This window comes from Pseudomonas salicis (assembly GCF_057128705.1).
Genome location: NZ_JBSKHU010000006.1, coordinates 81,960 through 99,852, shown reverse-complemented (window position 1 = coordinate 99,852; position 17,893 = coordinate 81,960). Strand labels below are relative to the sequence as shown.

Genomic DNA, 17,893 nt, shown 5'->3' with positions numbered 1-17,893 from the left:
GCTCCGCGTGGGAATGCCGCCTTCGACGCTCTGCGTCCGCTGATGCCGCGCTTATTTATGCAACACATACTGCCCAACAAACTCCACCGCTGAGTCGTCCGACCCTTCGGCCACGATTCGGGTGTTCAGCGCCAATCGCGCACGCCCGCGACGCTGATACAGCTTCAGGAATTTCTCCCAGGTCGCGTCATCCGGCGCTTCGCAAATTGCCACGCCGTCGCGCTTCACCGGCAGCGGATAGCTGATCTGGCCGTCCTGGATCACGATATGGCCGTCGTCGATCCCGGCTTCTTTCAACCGCAGGTACAGCCAACCCCAACCCGCCAGCACGGCGCCGCAATACAGGCTGCCGCCAAACAGCGTGCTCTTGTGGTTGATGTTCTGCGCCAGCGGCAAGTGCAGGCGCAGTTGATGGTTTTCCCAGGCGATGACTTTCATGCCCATGTCGCGGGTCAGGGGGATGTCGTGATGCAGCACGGTTTCCAGGTAGCTGGCCGCAGATTCATTCGTTGTCATCGGACCCGCCACCGCTAAAGATCAGGCCGTGTTTGCGCAGTTTGTCGTGCAGGGTTTTGCGGGGGATGCCCAGGGCTTCGGCGAGGCTGCGAACAGAGTTGTGAGGGCGGGTCAGTTCGGCGGCAATCAGAGCGCGCTCGAAGGCTTCGACTTGATCACTTAGGCCACCGGTCGAGGCAGGTATGTGCGGCGACGTGCCTTCCAGTTCCAACTCCAGACCCAGCGCAAAACGCTCGGCGGCATTTTGCAGCTCGCGCACATTCCCGGGCCAACTGTGGCGCAACAGCATTGCCCGTTGCCCCGGTTGCAGTTCGTGGCGAGGCAAGCCGTGACGCAGGCTCCCGGCATCCGCGAAATGCTGAAACAGCACCAGTGCATCCTCGCCTCGTTCGCGCAGAGGGGGAATGCGCAGCGGCGCGACGTTCAGACGGTAATACAGGTCGGCCCGGAAACGGCCTTGATCGGCGGCGTGGCGCAGGTCTTCCTTGGTGGCGGCGACGATGCGAATGTCCAACGGAATCTGCTGATTGCCGCCCAGCCGTTCGACCACCCGTTCTTGCAACAGCCGCAGTAGCTTGACCTGCACGTCCATGCTCATGCTCTCGATCTCATCGAGAAACAGCGTGCCGCCGTTGGCGAATTCGAATTTACCGATGCGCCGTTTTTGCGCCCCGGTGAAAGCGCCCGGCTCGTGACCGAACAGCTCGCTCTCGACCACCGACTCCGCCAGCGCGCCCGCGTTGATCGCAACAAAAGGGCCGTTGCGACGGTTGGACAGATCATGCAGCGCGCGGGCCACGACTTCTTTGCCGGCGCCGGTTTCACCGAGAATCAGCACATCGGCCTTCGTGGCCGCCAGTGCACCGATCTGGTCGCGCAAGCGCTGCATCTGGGGCGAGAGGCCGACCAGTCGCGCACTCAGTTGCTGACGATCACTCAGCTCGAGACGCAGGCTCCGGTTGTCCAGCACCAACCGGCGCAAGGCCAGTGCCCGGCGCACGCTGTCGAGCAGCGCGTCGCTGGCGAAGGGTTTTTCCAGAAAGTCATAGGCCCCGGCCCGCATCGCCTGGACTGCCAGCGGTACATCGCCGTGACCGGTGATCAGCAGTACCGGGAGTTCCGGGTCTTGTGCGTGGAGTTGATTGAGCAGTTCGAGGCCGTCGATGCCTGGCATGCGGATGTCACTGACGATCACCCCCGGCCAGTCACGCTCAATGCGGGCTTGCAGGCCAGTGGCGTCGCTCAGCGGCAGGACTTTCAGACCTGCCAGGTCCAGCGTCTGACTCAGGGCCTGACGCAAGTGTGGGTCGTCGTCGATCAGCACAACCTGAATACGGCTGTCGATGGCGGTGTCCGTGGTCATGCAGATAGATCCTCCGGCGGTTGAAGACTGACCCCTGAAGCCCCGGTGCGCATGCGCAACGTCAGCAGCGCGCCCCCCTCGGGGTGATTGGCGAACAGCAGTTCGCCGCCCAGCGCGCGCATCAGCGTATCGCAGATCGCAAGGCCCAGCCCCAGGCCCTGCGTGCGCGTCTTGGTGGTGAAGAAGGGTTCGCGCGCATGCTCCAACGCCTCACGGGAAAAGCCCGGGCCGTTGTCGCGAATGTACAGGTTGACGCCCTCGGCGTTGTACTCGGCACTTATCCACAATTTGCGCGGCGGGCCTTTCTCGGTGAGGGCGTCCAGTGCGTTCGCCAGCAAATTGCCGAGCACCTGCCGCAAGCGGGTTTCGCCAGCCTGCACCCACAGCGTGGCGTCGGGCAGGTCGCGAATCAGCTCGACGTCCATGGCGCGGCGTCGTTTGGCGAGCAAGGCCAGCGCGTCATCAAGCGCTGGTTGCAGGGCCACGCTTTCAGGCGCGTGCCGGTCACGCCGGGCGAAGGCCCGCAAGTGTGCGATGATCGACGCCATGCGCCCCGTGAGTTCGCTGATCAGCTTGAGGTTGCCCCGCGCATCGTCGGTGCGCTGGTGATCGAGCAGCACTTCGGCGTTTTCTGCGTAGCTGCGAATCGCCGCCAACGGCTGGTTGAGCTCATGGCTGATGCTGGCCGACATGGTGCCCAGCGCCGACAGCTTGCCCGCTTGAACCAGCTCGTCCTGCGCACGAAACAGCTCCTGCTGCGCATGTTCCCGTTCCAGCACTTCCTGGCGCAGCCGCTGGTTCAAGCCTTCCAGGTCGCTGGTGCGTTCCATCACCCGCACTTCCAGTTCGCGGCGGGCTTTGCCTTCGAAGTTGATGCGGTCAAGGTAGTGACGCCGCCGCTGCATCATGATGCCGAGCAGCAACATCAGCACCAGCAACGTCGCGCCGCCGATGGCGAGCACCGTGCGCACTGGACGCGAGACCAGCACTTTCGGGGCGAGGATGTTCACGCTCCAGCCGGTTTCGTCGATCTGCTGGGTCTGGGTCAGCCAGCCGTTTTCATTCAGTTGAAGCGGGCGCGGGTCGCGGGTCGGGTACGGCTGAATCGCAACGATGGCCTGTTTTTCTTCTTCGCTGAGCGGCCGTGTCGCGCGGAAACGCCAGGCCGGGTTGGACGTCAGGATCACCACGCCGTTGTGGTCGGTGACCAACAGCTGTTCGGGCGTCTTGCCCCACAGGGTTTCGGTCAGGTCCAGATCGACCTTGACCACCAGCACGCCGATGACAGTGTTACCGTCATGCACGGCGGCGGCGAAGAAATACCCGCGTTTGGCCGACGTGGTGCCCAAGCCGAAGAAGCGACCCAGTTTGCCGGCCATGGCGTTGCTGAAATACGGGCGGAAGGCGAAATTCCGACCCACGAAACTGTCGCGCTTGTCCCAGTTGGATGCCGCGAGGGTTTCGCCGTTAGGCGCCATCAGGTAAATGACTTCCGCGCCGGTTTGCTGGGCCGTGTTCATCAACAGCAGATTGGCCTGCTCTTGGGTCTGCTTGTCCTGAGGGTTGGCCAGCATGGCGCGTAAGCCCGGCAGGTCACCAAGGATTTGTGGCAGCACTTCGTAACGGTGCAGGGTGCCGAGCAGGTTGGCGACGTAGAGGTCCAGCGTCTGACGGTTCTGGCTCAGCAGCTCATTGAGGTAATAACGCTCGGCCAGGCGTTCGAGCGGCCACAGCAGCGGCGCGAGGATCAACGCCAATAACGCGAGGCTGCGCCAGCGAGGGCGACGGGGGAGAGAGGAAGTGCTGGTCATGAAATCGCCCGGTGAGTCCGTTGCGATGCTTGTGTGACAGGCATTTGGCCCGTGTCGCTCATGCCGTCACTATCGCGAGCAAGCTTACTCCTACAGGCGGGAGCCGTTGAATGTAGGAGTGAGCTTGCTCGCGAAGGCGTTAGGTCAAGCGAAGCATCGTTCGGCCAGTGCCACGCGGCATCTGATAGGCGACATTATGCCTATCGCTGCTGAGCTAAGCACTCCAGCAATGCAGCGTGCCAATCCGGCTGGCTCACGCCCCATTCCTGTTGCAGGCGGCTGCAATCGAGACGGGAGTTGAGCGGGCGTTTGGCGGGGGTTGGGTAGGCGCTGGAAGGGATCGGCTCAATTGTCGCGCACGGCTTCCCGACCTTGATCAGTTCCTGACCAATCGCCCCGGCAAAGCCTGCCCATGACGTTTCGCCGCTGGCCGTCAGGTGATACACGCCCCATGCGCCCGACTCGCCGTCACGCCAGCGCTCTATCAACGCCCGCGTGCTCTGCGCGATGGTGCCCGCCCACGTCGGTGCGCCTATCTGGTCGGCCACGATGGTGAGTTTTTCGCGCTCTTGCAGCAGGCGTTGCATGGTCAGCAGAAAGTTGCGGCCGGTCAGGGAATAGACCCAACTGGTGCGCAGGATAAGGTACTGACCACCGGCCTTTTCGATGGCCTGCTCCCCGGCGAGTTTGCTGCTGCCGTAGACGCCCAGCGGGTGGGGCGTATCTGTTTCCGTCCATGCTTCGTTCTTGCTGCCATCGAACACGTAATCGGTGGAGTAATGAATGAATGGGATGCCCAGCGCGGCAGCTTCTTCAGCAAATACGCCGGGAGAAGTCGCGTTGATCGCGTAGGCCAGGTCGGGTTCGCTTTCGGCCTGATCCACTGCCGTGTGAGCGGCAGCGTTGATGATCAGGTCCGGTTTGACCTCACGCACGACATTGCGGATCGACTCCGGCGCACTCAAATCGAGCTGGTCGCGACCCACCACGATCAGCTCACCGAGGTCCTTCAGAGTGTGCTGCAGCGCTTGCGAGACCTGGCCGTGTTGCCCGCTGATCAGAATCCGCAGTGGCGCACTCACGGGAACAATTCCGCGTCTTTGAGGCTTTTGCCGACCTGGTCCTTCGCTGACAAGGTTGGCGCGTCGCTCAGGCCCCAGTCGATGCCCAGCTCTTCGTCGTCCCAACGAATGCAGCGTTCGGCAGACGGCGTGTAGTAGTCGGTGGTCTTGTACAAGAACTCGGCGTGATCGCTGAGCACCACGAAGCCGTGGGCGAATCCTGGTGGAATCCAGAGCTGGCGGGCGTTTTCCGCCGACAGCTCAAGGCCGAACCATTTGCCGAAGTGCGGCGAGCTGCGGCGGATGTCGACAGCGATGTCCAGCACCTTGCCCGCCGTGACGCGCACCAGCTTCCCTTGAGGGTTCTGGATTTGATAATGCAGACCGCGCAACACGCCTTTCTGTGAACGCGAGTGGTTGTCTTGCACGAACTGATCGGTAATCCCGGTGGCTTCGGCGAAGGCTTTGGCATTGAAGCTTTCGTAGAAGAAACCGCGCTCATCACCGAACACTTTAGGCTCGATGATGAGCACTTCTGGCAACTCGCTTTGAGTGACGTTCACTGGCTTTCCCCGGCAATTTTGAACAGGTACTGACCGTAGCCGGTCTTGCCAAAATAGTCAGCCCGTTTGAGCAGATGATCGCGATCGATCCAGCCGTTCTGATACGCAATTTCTTCGAGGCACGCCACTTTCAGGCCCTGACGATGCTCGATGGTCTGCACATATTGCGAGGCGTCGAGCAGGCTGTCGTGAGTGCCAGTGTCGAGCCAGGCAAAGCCCCGCCCGAAACGCTCGACGCGCAGGTCGCCACGTGTGAGGTAAGCGTTGTTGACGTCGGTGATTTCCAGCTCGCCCCGTGGCGACGGTTTCACGTCTTTGGCGATCTGAATGACGCCGTTGTCGTAGAAATACAAACCCGTCACGGCGTAGCTGGACTTCGGTGCCTTGGGCTTTTCTTCGATGGACAGCGCGTGGCCGTTCTCGTCGAAATCAATCACGCCGAAGCGCTCCGGGTCCTTGACCCAATAGCCGAACACGGTTGCGCCCGAGGTGTGCTCAGCCGCTCGCTTGAGCTGATCGCTGAAGTGCTGACCATGGAAGATGTTGTCGCCCAGGATCAGGCACACCGAATCGTCACCAATGAACTCCTCGCCGATCAGGAACGCCTGCGCGAGACCGTCCGGCTTGGGTTGTTCGGCGTAGTGGAAATGCACGCCGAACTGGCTGCCATCACCGAGTAGGGCCTTGTATTGCGGCAGGTCCAGCGGCGTGGAAATGACCAGGATTTCCTTGATGCCCGCCAGCATCAGCACCGAGATCGGGTAGTAGATCATCGGTTTGTCGTAGATCGGCAACAGTTGCTTGGAGACCCCGAGGGTGATGGGGTGCAGGCGTGTGCCCGACCCGCCTGCCAGTACGATTCCTTTAGTCATGCGATCAGATCCTTCACGTTGGTGCCCAAGCGTTCGCCCTGGTAGCTGCCGTCCTGCACGTTACGGCACCATTCCAGGTTGTCGAGATACCACTGCACGGTTTTGCGCAGCCCGGATTCGAAGGTTTCTTCCGGCGTCCAGCCCAGTTCGCGTTCAATCTTGCTCGCGTCGATGGCGTAGCGCATGTCATGGCCAGGGCGGTCGGTCACGTAAGTGATCAGGTCCGCGTAGTTGGCCACGCCTTTGCGCTGCTCCGGCGCCAGTTCTTCAAGCAGGGCGCAAATGCCACGCACCACGTCGATGTTCTTTTGCTCGTTATGGCCGCCGATGTTGTAGGTCTCGCCGACCTTGCCTTCAGTCACGACCTTCAGCAGCGCGCGGGCGTGATCCTCGACGAACAGCCAGTCCCGCACTTGCAGGCCGTTGCCGTAGACCGGCAGCGGTTTGCCCGCGAGGGCGTTGAGGATCACCAGCGGGATGAGCTTTTCCGGAAAGTGGAACGGCCCGTAATTGTTCGAGCAGTTGGTCACGACGACTGGCAGGCCGTAGGTGCGTTGCCAGGCGCGAACCAGGTGATCGGACGCCGCCTTGCTGGCCGAATAGGGCGAGCTGGGCGCGTAAGGCGTGGTTTCGGTGAACAGGTCATCGACGCCATGCAGGTCGCCGTACACCTCATCGGTGGAAATGTGGTGGAAGCGGAACGCGGCGCGCTCGGCCTCAGGCAAGGTCAGCCAGTAACCGCGAGTCGCTTCCAGCAGGCTGTAAGTGCCGACGATATTGGTCTGGATGAATTCCGACGGGCCGTCGATAGAGCGGTCCACGTGGGATTCCGCTGCCAGGTGCATGATCGCGTCAGGCTTGAAACGCGCCAGCACCTTGCTGACTTCGGCCTGATTGACGATGTCCTGCTGCACGAATTCGTAGCGGGTGTTCGTCACGATGCTGTGCAGCGATTCGAGGTTGCCTGCGTACGTCAATTTGTCGAAATTCAGTACGTCGTGGTCGGTGTTATTGATCAGATGACGGATCAGCGCCGAACCGATAAATCCGGCGCCACCGGTGACAAGTATTCGCATAGCCAGACCTTCTTCCCTGGATGGACGTCAAGATTACGAAGCATAGCTTGTGGGCGGGCGGTGACAGGCGCAAGGCACAAACGCCCCGAAGGCCATGAAATTAATTGATGGCCAGACCCGATTAGCGTCATAAAACCGCCGCAAGTGTTTCATTCGTGTAACGACTACGCTATCTATCGATCAGCTAAATGATTTCTTTACGTTGCACTGTTGCAGGGTTGCGCATTTCACGAGCAACTGGCGATATTGCGCGTTCATCCTGCCCCGAGACCCTTCATATGCCGCTCGCCACCCTGATTCATCGATCCAGCCTGCCTTGCCCGGAGGTCACTCCCGACCAGGCGGCCGAACTGCTTTCGGTGCATTACGGGCTGGTGGGTTCGTTGAAGGAATTGGGCAGTCAGCAAGACCGAAATTTCTTGCTGGACACAAACGAAGGGCGGCGCTTTGTGTTGAAGATCTGCCGTGGCGACTACGCCACCGCTGAGTTGGCGGCCCAGCATGCGACGCTTCGGCACCTCGGAGCGCATCCCGATCTACGGGTGCCGGGGGTGGTGCCTGCGGTCAGCGGCGACGACATCTTGTCGGTCGAGGTGGGTGGGAACGCGGTGCACGTGCGCTTGCTGGAGTTCATCGACGGGCAGTCGCTGGCCGATGTTCAACACCTGAGCCGGGACGTGGTGACCCGTTTGGCTGAGTTGTGTGCCAAGGTCGATGTCGCACTGGCTGACTTCGACCATCCGGGGCTGGAGCGCATTCTGCAATGGGACCCTCGCCATGCGAGCGCGCTGATCAAGCACCTGCAGCCAGTGATTGAAAACGCTGACGAGCGCGCATGCATCGCCAATGCAACGGACCAGGCCCATGCCCGGTTATTGCCATTGATCGCTGCATTGCCGATGCAAGCCATTCACCTGGACATCACGGAATACAACGTCGTCTGGGAACGGGACGGACACCATATGTGGCAGTTGCAGGGCCTGATCGACTTCGGCGATGTGGTGCGTACCTGGCGCATCGCGGACCTCTCGGTGACCTGCGCCGCGCTGCTGCACCATGCCGAAGGCGATCCGCTGTACATCCTGCCGGCGATTCAGGCGTATCACCGAATCAACCCCTTGCAGATCGAAGAGCTGAAAGCGCTGTGGCCGTTGATCGTCAATCGCTCGGCGGTGCTGGTGCTCAGCAGTGAGCAACACGCCAGTGTCGAGCCGGACAATGCTTACATTCAGGCCAACCTCGACAGCGAATGGAACATCTTCGACGTGGCGACTTCGGTGCCGATGGCGTTGATGGAAGCTGCGATTCTGGACGCCGTGGGTCTTGAAACGACCCACGAATCAAAAGGCGAAACGCCGTTTTCGCCCCTGTTGCCAAGTCTGGCGGGGCAGGCATTCAAAACCGTTGATTTGGGTGTCCTCAGCGAGCATTTCGAGGCGGGAAACTGGGAGCAGAGCGGCATCGACGAGACGCTCCTCAAGGAGGCGGCCCACCAGCACGGCCTGGCCGCCAGTCGCTACGGGGAGTTCCGGCTCTCCCGAACGCTGCCCGACAGCGCCCATGAGCCGGACACCTTCGCGCTGCACGTCGAACTGCTGATCCCCCACGGGACGGCGGTGCACGCGCCTTTTCACGGCACCTTGCGACACACCGCCGACGGCGCGTTAATGCTCGTCGGTGCCCATTCGAACCTGCGCCTGTGGGGCGTGCGATCAGATTTCGATTCCGGAGTCGAGTTCGGGGCCAGCGATGTGATCGGGCAGGGCGGCGGTTCATTGATCGTGCAGCTGTGTTCCGAACGCAACGTCAGCCCGCCGCTGTTTTGTACGCCCTCCCGCGCTGCCGGCTGGCGCACGTTGTGCCCGTCGCCAAGCGGGTTGCTGGGGTTCGATTGCGACGCCTCGCTCCCCTCAGACGCTGCCGAGTTGCTGGCCCGTCGCGACGCCAGTTTCGCTCGCTCACAGAAGCACTATTACCAGGCACCGCCGCAGATCGAGCGTGGTTGGCGCAATCACCTGATCGACATGCAAGGCCGTTCGTATCTGGACATGCTCAATAACGTCGCAGTCCTCGGTCATGGTCATCCGCGCATGGCGCAGGTCGCGGCGCGGCAATGGTCGTTATTCAACTCCAACTCGCGCTTTCATTACGCGTCCATCGCTGAATTCTCCGAGCGTCTGCTCAAGCTGGCGCCGCAAGGGATGGATCGGGTGTTTCTGGTCAACAGCGGCACCGAAGCGAACGATCTGGCAATCCGGTTGGCTTGGGCCTACAGCGGCGGGCGCGATGTCTTGAGCGTGCTGGAGGCTTATCACGGTTGGTCGGTGGCGACCGATGCGATTTCCACGTCCATCGCCGACAACCCGCAGGCGTTGAGCACGCGTCCGGATTGGGTGCATCCGGTGGTCGCGCCGAACACGTATCGGGGCGAAGCGCGTGGTGCGGACAGCACGCCGTTCTACCTGAAAAGCGTGGATGCGCACTTGGCGCGACTGGCCGGGCAGGGGCGTCAGGTGGCGGGTTTCATCTGCGAGCCGGTGTACGGCAACGCGGGCGGCATCTCGCTGCCGCCGGGTTACTTGAGCGAGGTGTACCAGAAAGTCCGCGCGCAGGGCGGGGTGTGCATCGCGGACGAGATTCAAGTGGGGTACGGCCGTCTTGGGCACTATTTCTGGGGCTTTGAAGAGCAGGGCGTGGTGCCGGACATCATCACCATGGCCAAGGGGATGGGCAACGGCCACCCGCTTGGCGCGGTGATCACGCGGCGCGAGATTGCTGAGGCGCTGGAAGCCGAGGGCTATTTCTTCTCATCGGCGGGGGGCAGTCCGGTGAGCTGCCAGATCGGTCTGGCGGTGCTGGATGTCATGGAAGAGGAACGGTTGTGGGAGAACGCGCAGGTGGTGGGCGGCTATTTCAAGGAACGGCTGCTGGCGCTGATCGACCTGCATCCCCTGGTGGGCGCGGCCCACGGTTCGGGTTTCTATTTGGGCCTGGAGCTGGTGCGCAATCGCCAAACGTTGGAACCCGCCACAGAAGAGACCACTTACCTGTGCGACCGGCTGCGTGAGCTGGGCATCTTCATGCAGTCTACCGGTGATTACCTGAACATCCTCAAGATCAAACCGCCGATGGTGACGACGCGCCGTAGCGTGGATTTCTTCGTGGACAGCGTTTCGAAGGTTCTGGCTGAGCTTGAAGGTTAATTGAACCTGCGTCCCTGTCAGGCATGGGGCGGTCGTCTGTGGGAGCGAATTCATTCGCGAATGGCTGGTACATTCGACGCATCTGCGTCGTCTGTTCCACCGTTTCGCGAATGAATTCGCTCCCACAGGGGTATGTATTTTCAGATTAATATCGGATTTATCAGCCTAAATTCAATTAAGGAATTTCGTAATAGCTTTAAATACGGATATTTATCGGCTATAAAGACGCCAGATTGTCATCGCTGATCTGTCACGATGACGCGCCCTTCGTCTTTGTCGCCGGAGATTGTCATGAGCCGTATCGTCACTGTCGCTGCCACCCAGATGGCCTGTTCGTGGGAGCTGGACGCCAATATCGAGACCGCCGAAAGGCTGGTGCGTGACGCTGCGACGAAGGGCGCGCAGATCATCCTGATTCAGGAGCTGTTCGAAACCCCGTATTTCTGCCAGAAGCCCAACCCCGAATACCTGCAGTTGGCGACGTCGACCGACACCAACGTGGCCATTGCGCATTTCCAGAAAGTCGCGAAAGAGCTGCAAGTGGTGCTGCCGATCAGCTTTTTCGAACTCGCCGGGCGGGCGCGATTCAACAGCATCGCGATCATCGACGCGGACGGCAGCAACCTCGGGATTTATCGGAAGAGCCACATCCCGGACGGCCCCGGCTATCACGAGAAGTATTACTTCAACCCCGGTGATACGGGCTTCAAGGTCTGGAACACCCGCTACGCGAAAATCGGCGTCGGCATCTGCTGGGACCAATGGTTTCCGGAGTGCGCGCGCAGCATGGCGTTACTCGGGGCGGAGATTCTGTTCTACCCGACCGCCATCGGCAGCGAGCCCCACGACAAGACCATCAGCTCTCGCGATCACTGGCAACGGGTGCAACAGGGCCATGCAGGCGCTAACCTGATGCCTTTGGTCGCGAGCAACCGCATCGGCAACGAAGCTCAAGACGGCTACGACATCACGTTTTATGGCTCCTCGTTCATCGCCAATCAGTTTGGCGAGAAAGTCGAGGAACTGAATCAAACCGAGGAGGGCGTGCTCGTGCACCGCTTCGACCTCGATGAACTGGAACACATTCGCAGTGCCTGGGGCACTTTCCGTGACCGCCGTCCCAACCTGTACGGCCCACTCAAAACCCTCGATGGCTCACTGGAGTCCTGATCAATGACCACACTCAACAGTACACCACGCGCCGACGGCTTCTACATGCCCGCCGAATGGGCCCCGCAAACCCAGACCTGGATGGTGTGGCCTGAGCGCCCTGACAACTGGCGCCTGGGCGGTAAACCCGTGCAGAGCGCCCATGTCGCGGTGGCCAAGGCGATCGCCCGCTTCGAACCTGTGACCGTCGCCGTATCCGCTGCGCAATACGACAACGCCCGCGCGCGTCTTGATGTGCCGAACATCCGTGTCGTCGAAATCAGCAACGACGACGCTTGGGTGCGTGATACCGGCCCGACCTTCGTCATCAATGACCAAGGCGAGGTGCGCGGCGTGGACTGGGGCTTCAACGCGTGGGGCGGTTTCGATGGCGGCCTGTACTCGCCGTGGAATCTGGACGAACAGCTCGCCAGCAAAGTGCTGGAAATCGAACGCTGCCCGCGTTACGTCACTGAAGGATTCGTGTTGGAAGGCGGCTCGATTCACGTCGACGGCGAAGGCACGCTGATCACCACCGAGGAATGCCTGCTCAATCGCAACCGCAACCCGCATCTCTCTCGGGAAGAGATTGAAGCCGTGCTGCGCGATCACCTGTCGGTCGAGAAAATCATCTGGCTGCCGGAGGGTTTGTACAACGACGAAACCGACGGGCATGTGGATAACTTCTGCTGTTACGTGCGTCCGGGTGAAGTCCTGTTGGCGTGGACCGATGATCCGAAAGACCCCAATTACCCGCGCTGTCAGGCCGCCATGGGCATTCTGGAAAACGCGCGTGATGCCAAGGGGCGACCGTTCGTCGTGCACAAGATGCCGATTCCCGGTCCGTTGTTCGCCACGGAAGAAGAGTGCGCAGGCGTCGATCAGGTGCACGGCAGCCAGGAACGCAACCCATCGGTGCGCCTGGCCGGTTCGTACGTGAACTTCCTGATCGTCAACGGCGGCATCATTGCCCCGAGTTTCAATGATCCGCTCGACGAAACGGCACGCCAGATCCTGCAACGCCTGTTTCCGGAACATGAAGTGGTCATGGTCCCAGGCCGTGAGCTGCTGCTGGGCGGCGGCAATATCCATTGCCTGACGCAGCAGCAACCAGCGCCGCACCGCCGCTGAGTTGGTTCACTTCTTGCTCTCATCAAAGCCTGTCGAACGACGGGCTTTTTTGTGGGTAGCGACTTCTCGTTTTTCGGCGAGGGGGTGTTTCCACGAAGGCTTGACGGTGACACGAGTCGTTCGTCTGTAACAAAAGCTCCGTAGATTTCGCAGTCCAAGACGCAAGAGGTTATCCCTATGAACGCAGGTCATGAGCCACGCGTGACTCGAGGTTTGTCTGCGAGCAGTGAAGCACGGCAGATGATGGCGGACTGGTTACGGATAACCCAGGCTTCAAAACACCAGGCTCCGGATTACCGGGCCATGCTCTCCGAGCGCTACCCCTCTGGCCTCATCAACGATGCGGAAATCGAGGCGTTGCTCGGTATTTGGCACAAATGATCATGCGCGCCTATTCCAATCTGGAGTAGGCGCACTTCATCGTTTCGGCCTTCATCAAATTGACACCCATCGGTGCTGGCGATAGCATTCGCGCCTCAACCGCCTGTGGCCAAGCGCCATGTACGTGCATCAGTAGTCCACTGCGATGATTTCGTGCGGGCTTCCGGGACTGAAAGTAAGTCTGGGGAGACGCAATTACCTGTCCGGTTTTTGCCACAGCGCGAGATCAATCTGCCTATAAGGACAACAAGATGAAACAGCGTATCGGTCTGCTCGCTCTGGGCATCCTGGCGGCCACTCAGGTCATGGCTGATGGCCAAGCCGACTCCAAAGGCTTCGTCGAAGACAGCAGCCTCAACGTCAATCTGCGTAACGTCTACATCAACCGCGATTACAAAGGTGGTCCTCAAGACCGCGCTGAATGGGGCCAAGGCTTCATCGCCAATTACTCGTCCGGTTACACTCAGGGCACCGTGGGCGTCGGCGTTGACGCATTCGGCCTGTACGCCGTTCGTCTGGACGGCGGTCGCGGTAAAAGCGGCGCCGGCGGCATCGACTTCTTCAAGCAAGACAGCAACGGCAAAGCGGCTGACGACCTGTCCCGCTTCGGCGGCGCGGTCAAATTCCGCATCTCCAACACCGAGCTGAAATACGGCGACATGATGCCGGAGCTGCCGGTGCTGAGTTACGACAACTCGCGTCTGCTGCCAGAAACCTATACCGGCACCATGATCACCTCGAAAGAGATCAAGGACCTGACGCTGGTTGCAGGCCGCTTCACTGCTCAGACCCGCAAGAGTGCGGAAGGCCGCGACAGCGGTGATCTGAAAAGCATCAACGTCTACGGCGGCGCTTACAAATTCTCCGATGCGTTCAGCGCGGCCTACTACGCCTCCGACGACGAAGACACGCTGAAGAAGCAGTACGTCAACCTGAACTACGTCCTCGCGCTGCCGACCGATCAGTCGCTGACGTTCGACTTCAACGGCTACAAGACCAAGCTGGATCGTGACGTGGCGGTCGATGACGCCCGTGACAACAAGATCTGGAGCCTGGCGGCGACGTGGGCAGTGGGCATCCACTCCTTCACCATCGCGCACCAGCGCAGCACCGGCGAAACCGGCTACAACTACGGCGGCTATCGCAACAATGGCGGCTTCAGCGATGGCGGCAACTCCATCTACCTGACCAACTCCTACTGGTCGGACTTCAACGCCAAGGACGAGCGTTCGTGGCAGTTGGGCTACGGCGTTAACCTGTCGACCCTCGTGACTCCAGGCCTGAGCTACAAAGTGGCTTACGTGCGCGGCGACAACATCGACGATGGCACCAACCGTGGCGATGGCGAAGAGCACGAACTGTTCAGCCAGATGACCTATGTCGTCCAGAGCGGCCCGGCCAAAGACCTCTCTTTGCGCCTGCGCAATTCCTGGCTGCGTGTATCGGACAACGCTTCCAACTACAACGTTGGCGGTAACGAAACCCGCATCTTCATCACCTACCCGATCAACGTTTTCTAATGTTGAACGGCGATTGAGCTGAAGCTGCAAAAGAGCGCCCCGGTCGAGAGATCGGGGCGTTTTTGTTCGAGCGCTCGCCTGGATACGCTAATCGCTGGTCATCTTCGACCCCGCGTCGCTAACATTGCCCACACCCGATCTTTTGTTGGTCACCCCCCATGGCCCTTGCCGCACCTCCCGATCTCACTAACACCACCGTTCCGGTTCAGCGTGTTTCGCGCACGTACCCGCGTGGGCTTTACATCGAACCGCATGAGCATGACTGGGGGCAGGTGCTCTATGCGATGTCGGGGGTAATGTGGGTCGAAACACCCAACGAGGCATTAGTGGTGCCGCCACAGCGGGCGGTCTGGTTGCCGCCGGGGGTGTCTCATGGCATTCGTGTGGTGTCCGACCTGGAGATGCGCAACATCTACTTACGTCCGGCGTTGTCCGAGACGCTGGAGCCGACCGTTCAGGTATTCGAAGTGGCGCGGCTGTTGCGCGAGCTGATCGTCCATCTGGTGGCCGAGCAGGACAAGGATTCCGAGTATTACAGTGCCTTGGTCGGTCTGGCGTTGCTGGAGCTACGCCGGGCAAAGCGCTCGTTGCTGAAGGTGCCGATGCCTGACGACAGCGACCGTCGGCTGATGAATATTTGTCAGGCGGTGATGATCGAACCGTCCATTGGCGTCTCGTTCGAGCAACATGCCGAAAACGCCGGGGCCAGCGTACGCACGCTGTCCCGGTTGTTTCAGGGCACGCTGGGCATGGGTTTCGCCGAATGGCGCAGGCAGGTGCAATTGGCGACGGCGGTGGCGGAGATCATTCAGGGCGTGTCGGTCAGCACCATTGCGCGTTCGATGGGGTATTCCCCCAGCAGTTTCAGCGACATGTTCCGTCGTGAGCTGGGGATGGCGCCATCGCAGTATCCGTTGGGCGAAATGGCGTAATCGCCAGACATCTTGTGGGAGTGAGTTTGCTCGCGATGGCGGTGTGTCAGACATGAATGAACCGACTGATTCACTGCTATCGCGAGCAAGCTCACTCCTACAGGTCAGCCATCGCACTCAGCCTGTCCGAAATTCAGAAGCACTTGGCCGGTAGGCATTTCCACCTTTCCCTAAACTCTGGTCCATCGCCAACGCTGTCGTGCTTCACGACACACGGTCCCGGAGTTCGTCATGAGCTACATCATTTCACTCGCCATTGGTATCGCCGTCGGCTTGCTGTACGGCGCACTCGACTTTCGCTCACCCGCGCCGCCCTTGGTGGCGTTGGTCGGGCTGCTCGGCATGCAGGCGGGCGAAAAGCTGTGGCCCATGGGCCGCCAGTTGTTCGCCAACCTGATGTCCTGAATAGAACGAATTCTGTATTCCCACTCTGGATTTGAACGCCATGAAAGCACTGCAATTTTCCCGAACCGGCGACCTGGCTGCACTGGAAGTCGTCGAACTGCCCACTCCCGTTCCTGCAGCGGATGAGGTTCTCGTACAGATCAAAGCGGCAGGCCTGAACCCGAGCGACGTGAAAAACGTCCTGGGCCGTTTCCCTTACACGACGCTGCCACGGGTGCCCGGTCGCGACTTCGCGGGCGTCGTCGTCGAAGGTCCAAGTGAGTTGATCGGTGAGGAAGTCTGGGGCACAGGCAACCAGATCGGTTTCTCGCGTAATGGCTCCCACGCGGGTTACATCACGTTGTCAGCCAAAGGCGTAGCGCTCAAACCCAAGTCCTTGAGTTTCGTGCAGGCCGCGAGTCTTGGCGTGCCGTACACCACTGCATGGGATGCGTTGGAGCGCAGCCTGGTAAAAGCCGACACCCGCCTGCTGGTGATCGGTGCCAATGGTGCGGTCGGCAGCGCTGCCATCGCGTTGGCTAAAGTCCGCGGGGCCCAAGTGCTGGCTGCCGTACGCCGTCCGGAACAGGTCAAAGCTCTTCAGGACCAAGGCTACACCGCCATTCTGCTGGGCAAGCCTGAAGAACTCTCGGCCCAAGTGAACGCAGTCTTCCAGGGCGGCGCGGACGTGATCTTCGACACCACCGGTTTCTGGCTGCCCGCGTCGGTTCAGGCACTGGCCCCATTCGGGCGCATCGCAATCATCGCCGCCCCGGTGGACGGCCACGTCCAGTTGCCAGCGCTGGCGCTGTACCGAAAAGGTGGCTCGGTGGTGGGCGTCAATTCGCTGCTGTACGGCGTCGAAGCCTGCGCGCGGATGCTGGAACAGTTCGGCAAACTGTTCGACGACGGCACCTTGCCGCTGCCGACCGACTTGATCGAGACGCCAATTGAAGAAGGGCTCGCGCGTTACGCAGAAGTGAATGAGGGGAGTGCGGACAAGATTATTCTGCTGCCGTGATCCCTCGCGTCGCTGGGCGAACCTTGCTGCGTTCGCCCAATCTCACCAAACCGGCAACCCTTTCACATACCCCGCCTCAATCCTCGCCGACGTGCCATTGGCTTCCAGCGTATCGAGGGCCGTCCGCAGGCGTTCGACCATCTGCGGATCGCAATCCTTGGAGCAGGCCAGGTAGAGGTTTGCGGTCATCAACACTCGGCTCATCACCAGCGGCCGGTCGCTGATTTGCTTCCAGATGTAGCGGGTTTCAGGCACGCCGTTGAACCACGCATCCACACGTCCTTTGAGCAGCATTTGCGCCGGGTTTTCACCGATCTTCAACGGGTAGATTTGCGAGGCAGGGAAGCCTTCTTCGCGTAGACGGGTTTCCTGCGCTGTGCCGATTCCCACTGCGATGAGCTTGAAGGCTTTCTTTGCTTCGTCGAAGGTATCGACGCGCTGGTCGAGGCTGAAAAACGTACGGTCCATCGTCATCACCGGGGCGATCCAGGTGAAGAGGCCTTCTCGGCTTTGCGTGCGCGTGAGAGGGGCGATCAGCATGTCTTTGCCACTGCTGACTTCCCGTTGTGCACGGGGCCAGGGTGGAGAGACAAAGTTGCCCGAGTACCCTGTCATCGCCATTGCCTGTACCACAATGTCGCCCACGATGCCGTGCGCGTCTGCCTGATTGAGCATGGTCAACGGTGGCGCTTCGGGAACGTAAAGGTCAACGGCGGAGGTGGCGAATGCCATGGGTGGGCCTGCCAATACCGCACTGATGGCGTATCGGATAAAGCGGGAAATCCATTTCATGGCAGCAGCGCTCAAGGTAAATACAGGGCCTGTCAGGGCAGGCCTCTTGCCTGGCTCACGAGTCGGTCGGAAAGCCGCTCATGATTTTGCTGGAAAGGTACAACATTCAAGCTGCGAG

16 protein-coding genes are annotated in these 17,893 nt (G+C 60.6%); 8 read left to right on the top strand and 8 right to left on the bottom strand.

Translation table 11 applies throughout. The features are described from left to right. Positions 1–51 precede the first annotated feature (51 nt). The 7 genes from ACWKWE_RS21860 to rfbB form a co-directional block, all read right to left on the bottom strand. Complete coding sequence (locus tag ACWKWE_RS21860; protein WP_483851685.1) at positions 52–516, bottom strand: YiiD C-terminal domain-containing protein; 465 nt, start codon at positions 514–516, stop codon at positions 52–54. Next, positions 503–1,879: a sigma-54-dependent transcriptional regulator gene (locus tag ACWKWE_RS21855; RefSeq protein WP_166594183.1), complete on the bottom strand. Its 1,377-nt coding sequence runs from the start codon at positions 1,877–1,879 to the stop codon at positions 503–505. The genes ACWKWE_RS21860 and ACWKWE_RS21855 overlap by 14 nt, the downstream gene beginning before the upstream one ends. After that, on the bottom strand, positions 1,876–3,690 hold the full coding sequence (locus ACWKWE_RS21850; RefSeq protein WP_483851684.1) for a sensor histidine kinase: 1,815 nt from the start codon (positions 3,688–3,690) through the stop codon (positions 1,876–1,878). The genes ACWKWE_RS21855 and ACWKWE_RS21850 overlap by 4 nt, the downstream gene beginning before the upstream one ends. 200 nt (positions 3,691–3,890) lie before the next feature. Then, on the bottom strand, positions 3,891–4,772 hold the full coding sequence (gene rfbD, locus ACWKWE_RS21845) for a dTDP-4-dehydrorhamnose reductase (protein WP_483851683.1): 882 nt from the start codon (positions 4,770–4,772) through the stop codon (positions 3,891–3,893). Next, positions 4,769–5,314, bottom strand: a complete 546-nt coding sequence (gene rfbC / locus ACWKWE_RS21840; protein ID WP_166594186.1) for a dTDP-4-dehydrorhamnose 3,5-epimerase — start codon at positions 5,312–5,314, stop codon at positions 4,769–4,771. The genes rfbD and rfbC overlap by 4 nt, the downstream gene beginning before the upstream one ends. Then, on the bottom strand, positions 5,311–6,186 hold the full coding sequence (rfbA, locus tag ACWKWE_RS21835; protein WP_166594187.1) for a glucose-1-phosphate thymidylyltransferase RfbA: 876 nt from the start codon (positions 6,184–6,186) through the stop codon (positions 5,311–5,313). The genes rfbC and rfbA overlap by 4 nt, the downstream gene beginning before the upstream one ends. Continuing rightward, positions 6,183–7,262: a dTDP-glucose 4,6-dehydratase gene (gene rfbB / locus ACWKWE_RS21830; RefSeq protein WP_166594188.1), complete on the bottom strand. Its 1,080-nt coding sequence runs from the start codon at positions 7,260–7,262 to the stop codon at positions 6,183–6,185. The genes rfbA and rfbB overlap by 4 nt, the downstream gene beginning before the upstream one ends. Before the next feature lie 278 nt (positions 7,263–7,540). Between rfbB and ACWKWE_RS21825 the strand changes: the two genes are divergently transcribed. The 8 genes from ACWKWE_RS21825 to ACWKWE_RS21790 all read left to right on the top strand — a co-directional run bounded on the left by ACWKWE_RS21825 (position 7,541) and on the right by ACWKWE_RS21790 (position 16,983). After that, positions 7,541–10,465, top strand: coding sequence for an aminotransferase (locus ACWKWE_RS21825; protein ID WP_483851682.1), 2,925 nt, complete (start codon positions 7,541–7,543; stop codon positions 10,463–10,465). Between the two features lie 291 nt (positions 10,466–10,756). Next, complete coding sequence (gene aguB, locus ACWKWE_RS21820; RefSeq protein ID WP_483851681.1) at positions 10,757–11,635, top strand: N-carbamoylputrescine amidase; 879 nt, start codon at positions 10,757–10,759, stop codon at positions 11,633–11,635. Between the two features lie 3 nt (positions 11,636–11,638). Continuing rightward, positions 11,639–12,745, top strand: a complete 1,107-nt coding sequence (gene aguA, locus ACWKWE_RS21815) for an agmatine deiminase (RefSeq protein ID WP_483851680.1) — start codon at positions 11,639–11,641, stop codon at positions 12,743–12,745. Positions 12,746–12,922: 177 nt separating this feature from the next. Further along, positions 12,923–13,126 (top strand): hypothetical protein, encoded by a 204-nt coding sequence (locus ACWKWE_RS21810; protein ID WP_166594192.1) that lies wholly within the window; start codon positions 12,923–12,925, stop codon positions 13,124–13,126. Positions 13,127–13,377: 251 nt separating this feature from the next. Continuing rightward, a complete protein-coding gene (locus ACWKWE_RS21805; RefSeq protein ID WP_166594193.1) occupies positions 13,378–14,646 on the top strand; it encodes an OprD family porin in 1,269 nt (422 codons plus the stop codon). Positions 14,647–14,804: 158 nt separating this feature from the next. Further along, a complete protein-coding gene (locus ACWKWE_RS21800; protein ID WP_483851679.1) occupies positions 14,805–15,578 on the top strand; it encodes an AraC family transcriptional regulator in 774 nt (257 codons plus the stop codon). Positions 15,579–15,809: 231 nt separating this feature from the next. Continuing rightward, a complete protein-coding gene (locus ACWKWE_RS21795) occupies positions 15,810–15,983 on the top strand; it encodes a DUF1427 family protein (RefSeq protein ID WP_166594195.1) in 174 nt (57 codons plus the stop codon). Positions 15,984–16,023: 40 nt separating this feature from the next. Then, positions 16,024–16,983 (top strand): quinone oxidoreductase family protein, encoded by a 960-nt coding sequence (locus tag ACWKWE_RS21790; RefSeq protein WP_483851678.1) that lies wholly within the window; start codon positions 16,024–16,026, stop codon positions 16,981–16,983. A gap of 42 nt (positions 16,984–17,025) precedes the next feature. On the opposite strand, the gene ACWKWE_RS21785 is transcribed toward ACWKWE_RS21790, so the two are convergent. After that, complete coding sequence (locus tag ACWKWE_RS21785; RefSeq protein ID WP_256665081.1) at positions 17,026–17,775, bottom strand: substrate-binding periplasmic protein; 750 nt, start codon at positions 17,773–17,775, stop codon at positions 17,026–17,028. Between the last annotated feature and the right edge of the window lie 118 nt (positions 17,776–17,893).

Excerpts from the sequence above, each read along its gene's own strand:
- ACWKWE_RS21860 (WP_483851685.1), bottom strand. The coding sequence starts at position 516 with ATGACAACGAATGAATCTGCGGCCAGCTACCTGGAAACCGTGCTGCAT.
- ACWKWE_RS21855 (WP_166594183.1), bottom strand. The coding sequence starts at position 1,879 with ATGACCACGGACACCGCCATCGACAGCCGTATTCAGGTTGTGCTGATC.
- ACWKWE_RS21850 (WP_483851684.1), bottom strand. The coding sequence starts at position 3,690 with ATGACCAGCACTTCCTCTCTCCCCCGTCGCCCTCGCTGGCGCAGCCTC.
- rfbA (WP_166594187.1), bottom strand. The coding sequence starts at position 6,186 with ATGACTAAAGGAATCGTACTGGCAGGCGGGTCGGGCACACGCCTGCAC.
- rfbB (WP_166594188.1), bottom strand. The coding sequence starts at position 7,262 with ATGCGAATACTTGTCACCGGTGGCGCCGGATTTATCGGTTCGGCGCTG.
- ACWKWE_RS21825 (WP_483851682.1), top strand. The coding sequence starts at position 7,541 with ATGCCGCTCGCCACCCTGATTCATCGATCCAGCCTGCCTTGCCCGGAG.
- aguB (WP_483851681.1), top strand. The coding sequence starts at position 10,757 with ATGAGCCGTATCGTCACTGTCGCTGCCACCCAGATGGCCTGTTCGTGG.
- aguA (WP_483851680.1), top strand. The coding sequence starts at position 11,639 with ATGACCACACTCAACAGTACACCACGCGCCGACGGCTTCTACATGCCC.
- ACWKWE_RS21810 (WP_166594192.1), top strand. The coding sequence starts at position 12,923 with ATGAACGCAGGTCATGAGCCACGCGTGACTCGAGGTTTGTCTGCGAGC.
- ACWKWE_RS21805 (WP_166594193.1), top strand. The coding sequence starts at position 13,378 with ATGAAACAGCGTATCGGTCTGCTCGCTCTGGGCATCCTGGCGGCCACT.
- ACWKWE_RS21800 (WP_483851679.1), top strand. The coding sequence starts at position 14,805 with ATGGCCCTTGCCGCACCTCCCGATCTCACTAACACCACCGTTCCGGTT.
- ACWKWE_RS21795 (WP_166594195.1), top strand. The coding sequence starts at position 15,810 with ATGAGCTACATCATTTCACTCGCCATTGGTATCGCCGTCGGCTTGCTG.
- ACWKWE_RS21790 (WP_483851678.1), top strand. The coding sequence starts at position 16,024 with ATGAAAGCACTGCAATTTTCCCGAACCGGCGACCTGGCTGCACTGGAA.
- ACWKWE_RS21785 (WP_256665081.1), bottom strand. The coding sequence starts at position 17,775 with ATGAAATGGATTTCCCGCTTTATCCGATACGCCATCAGTGCGGTATTG.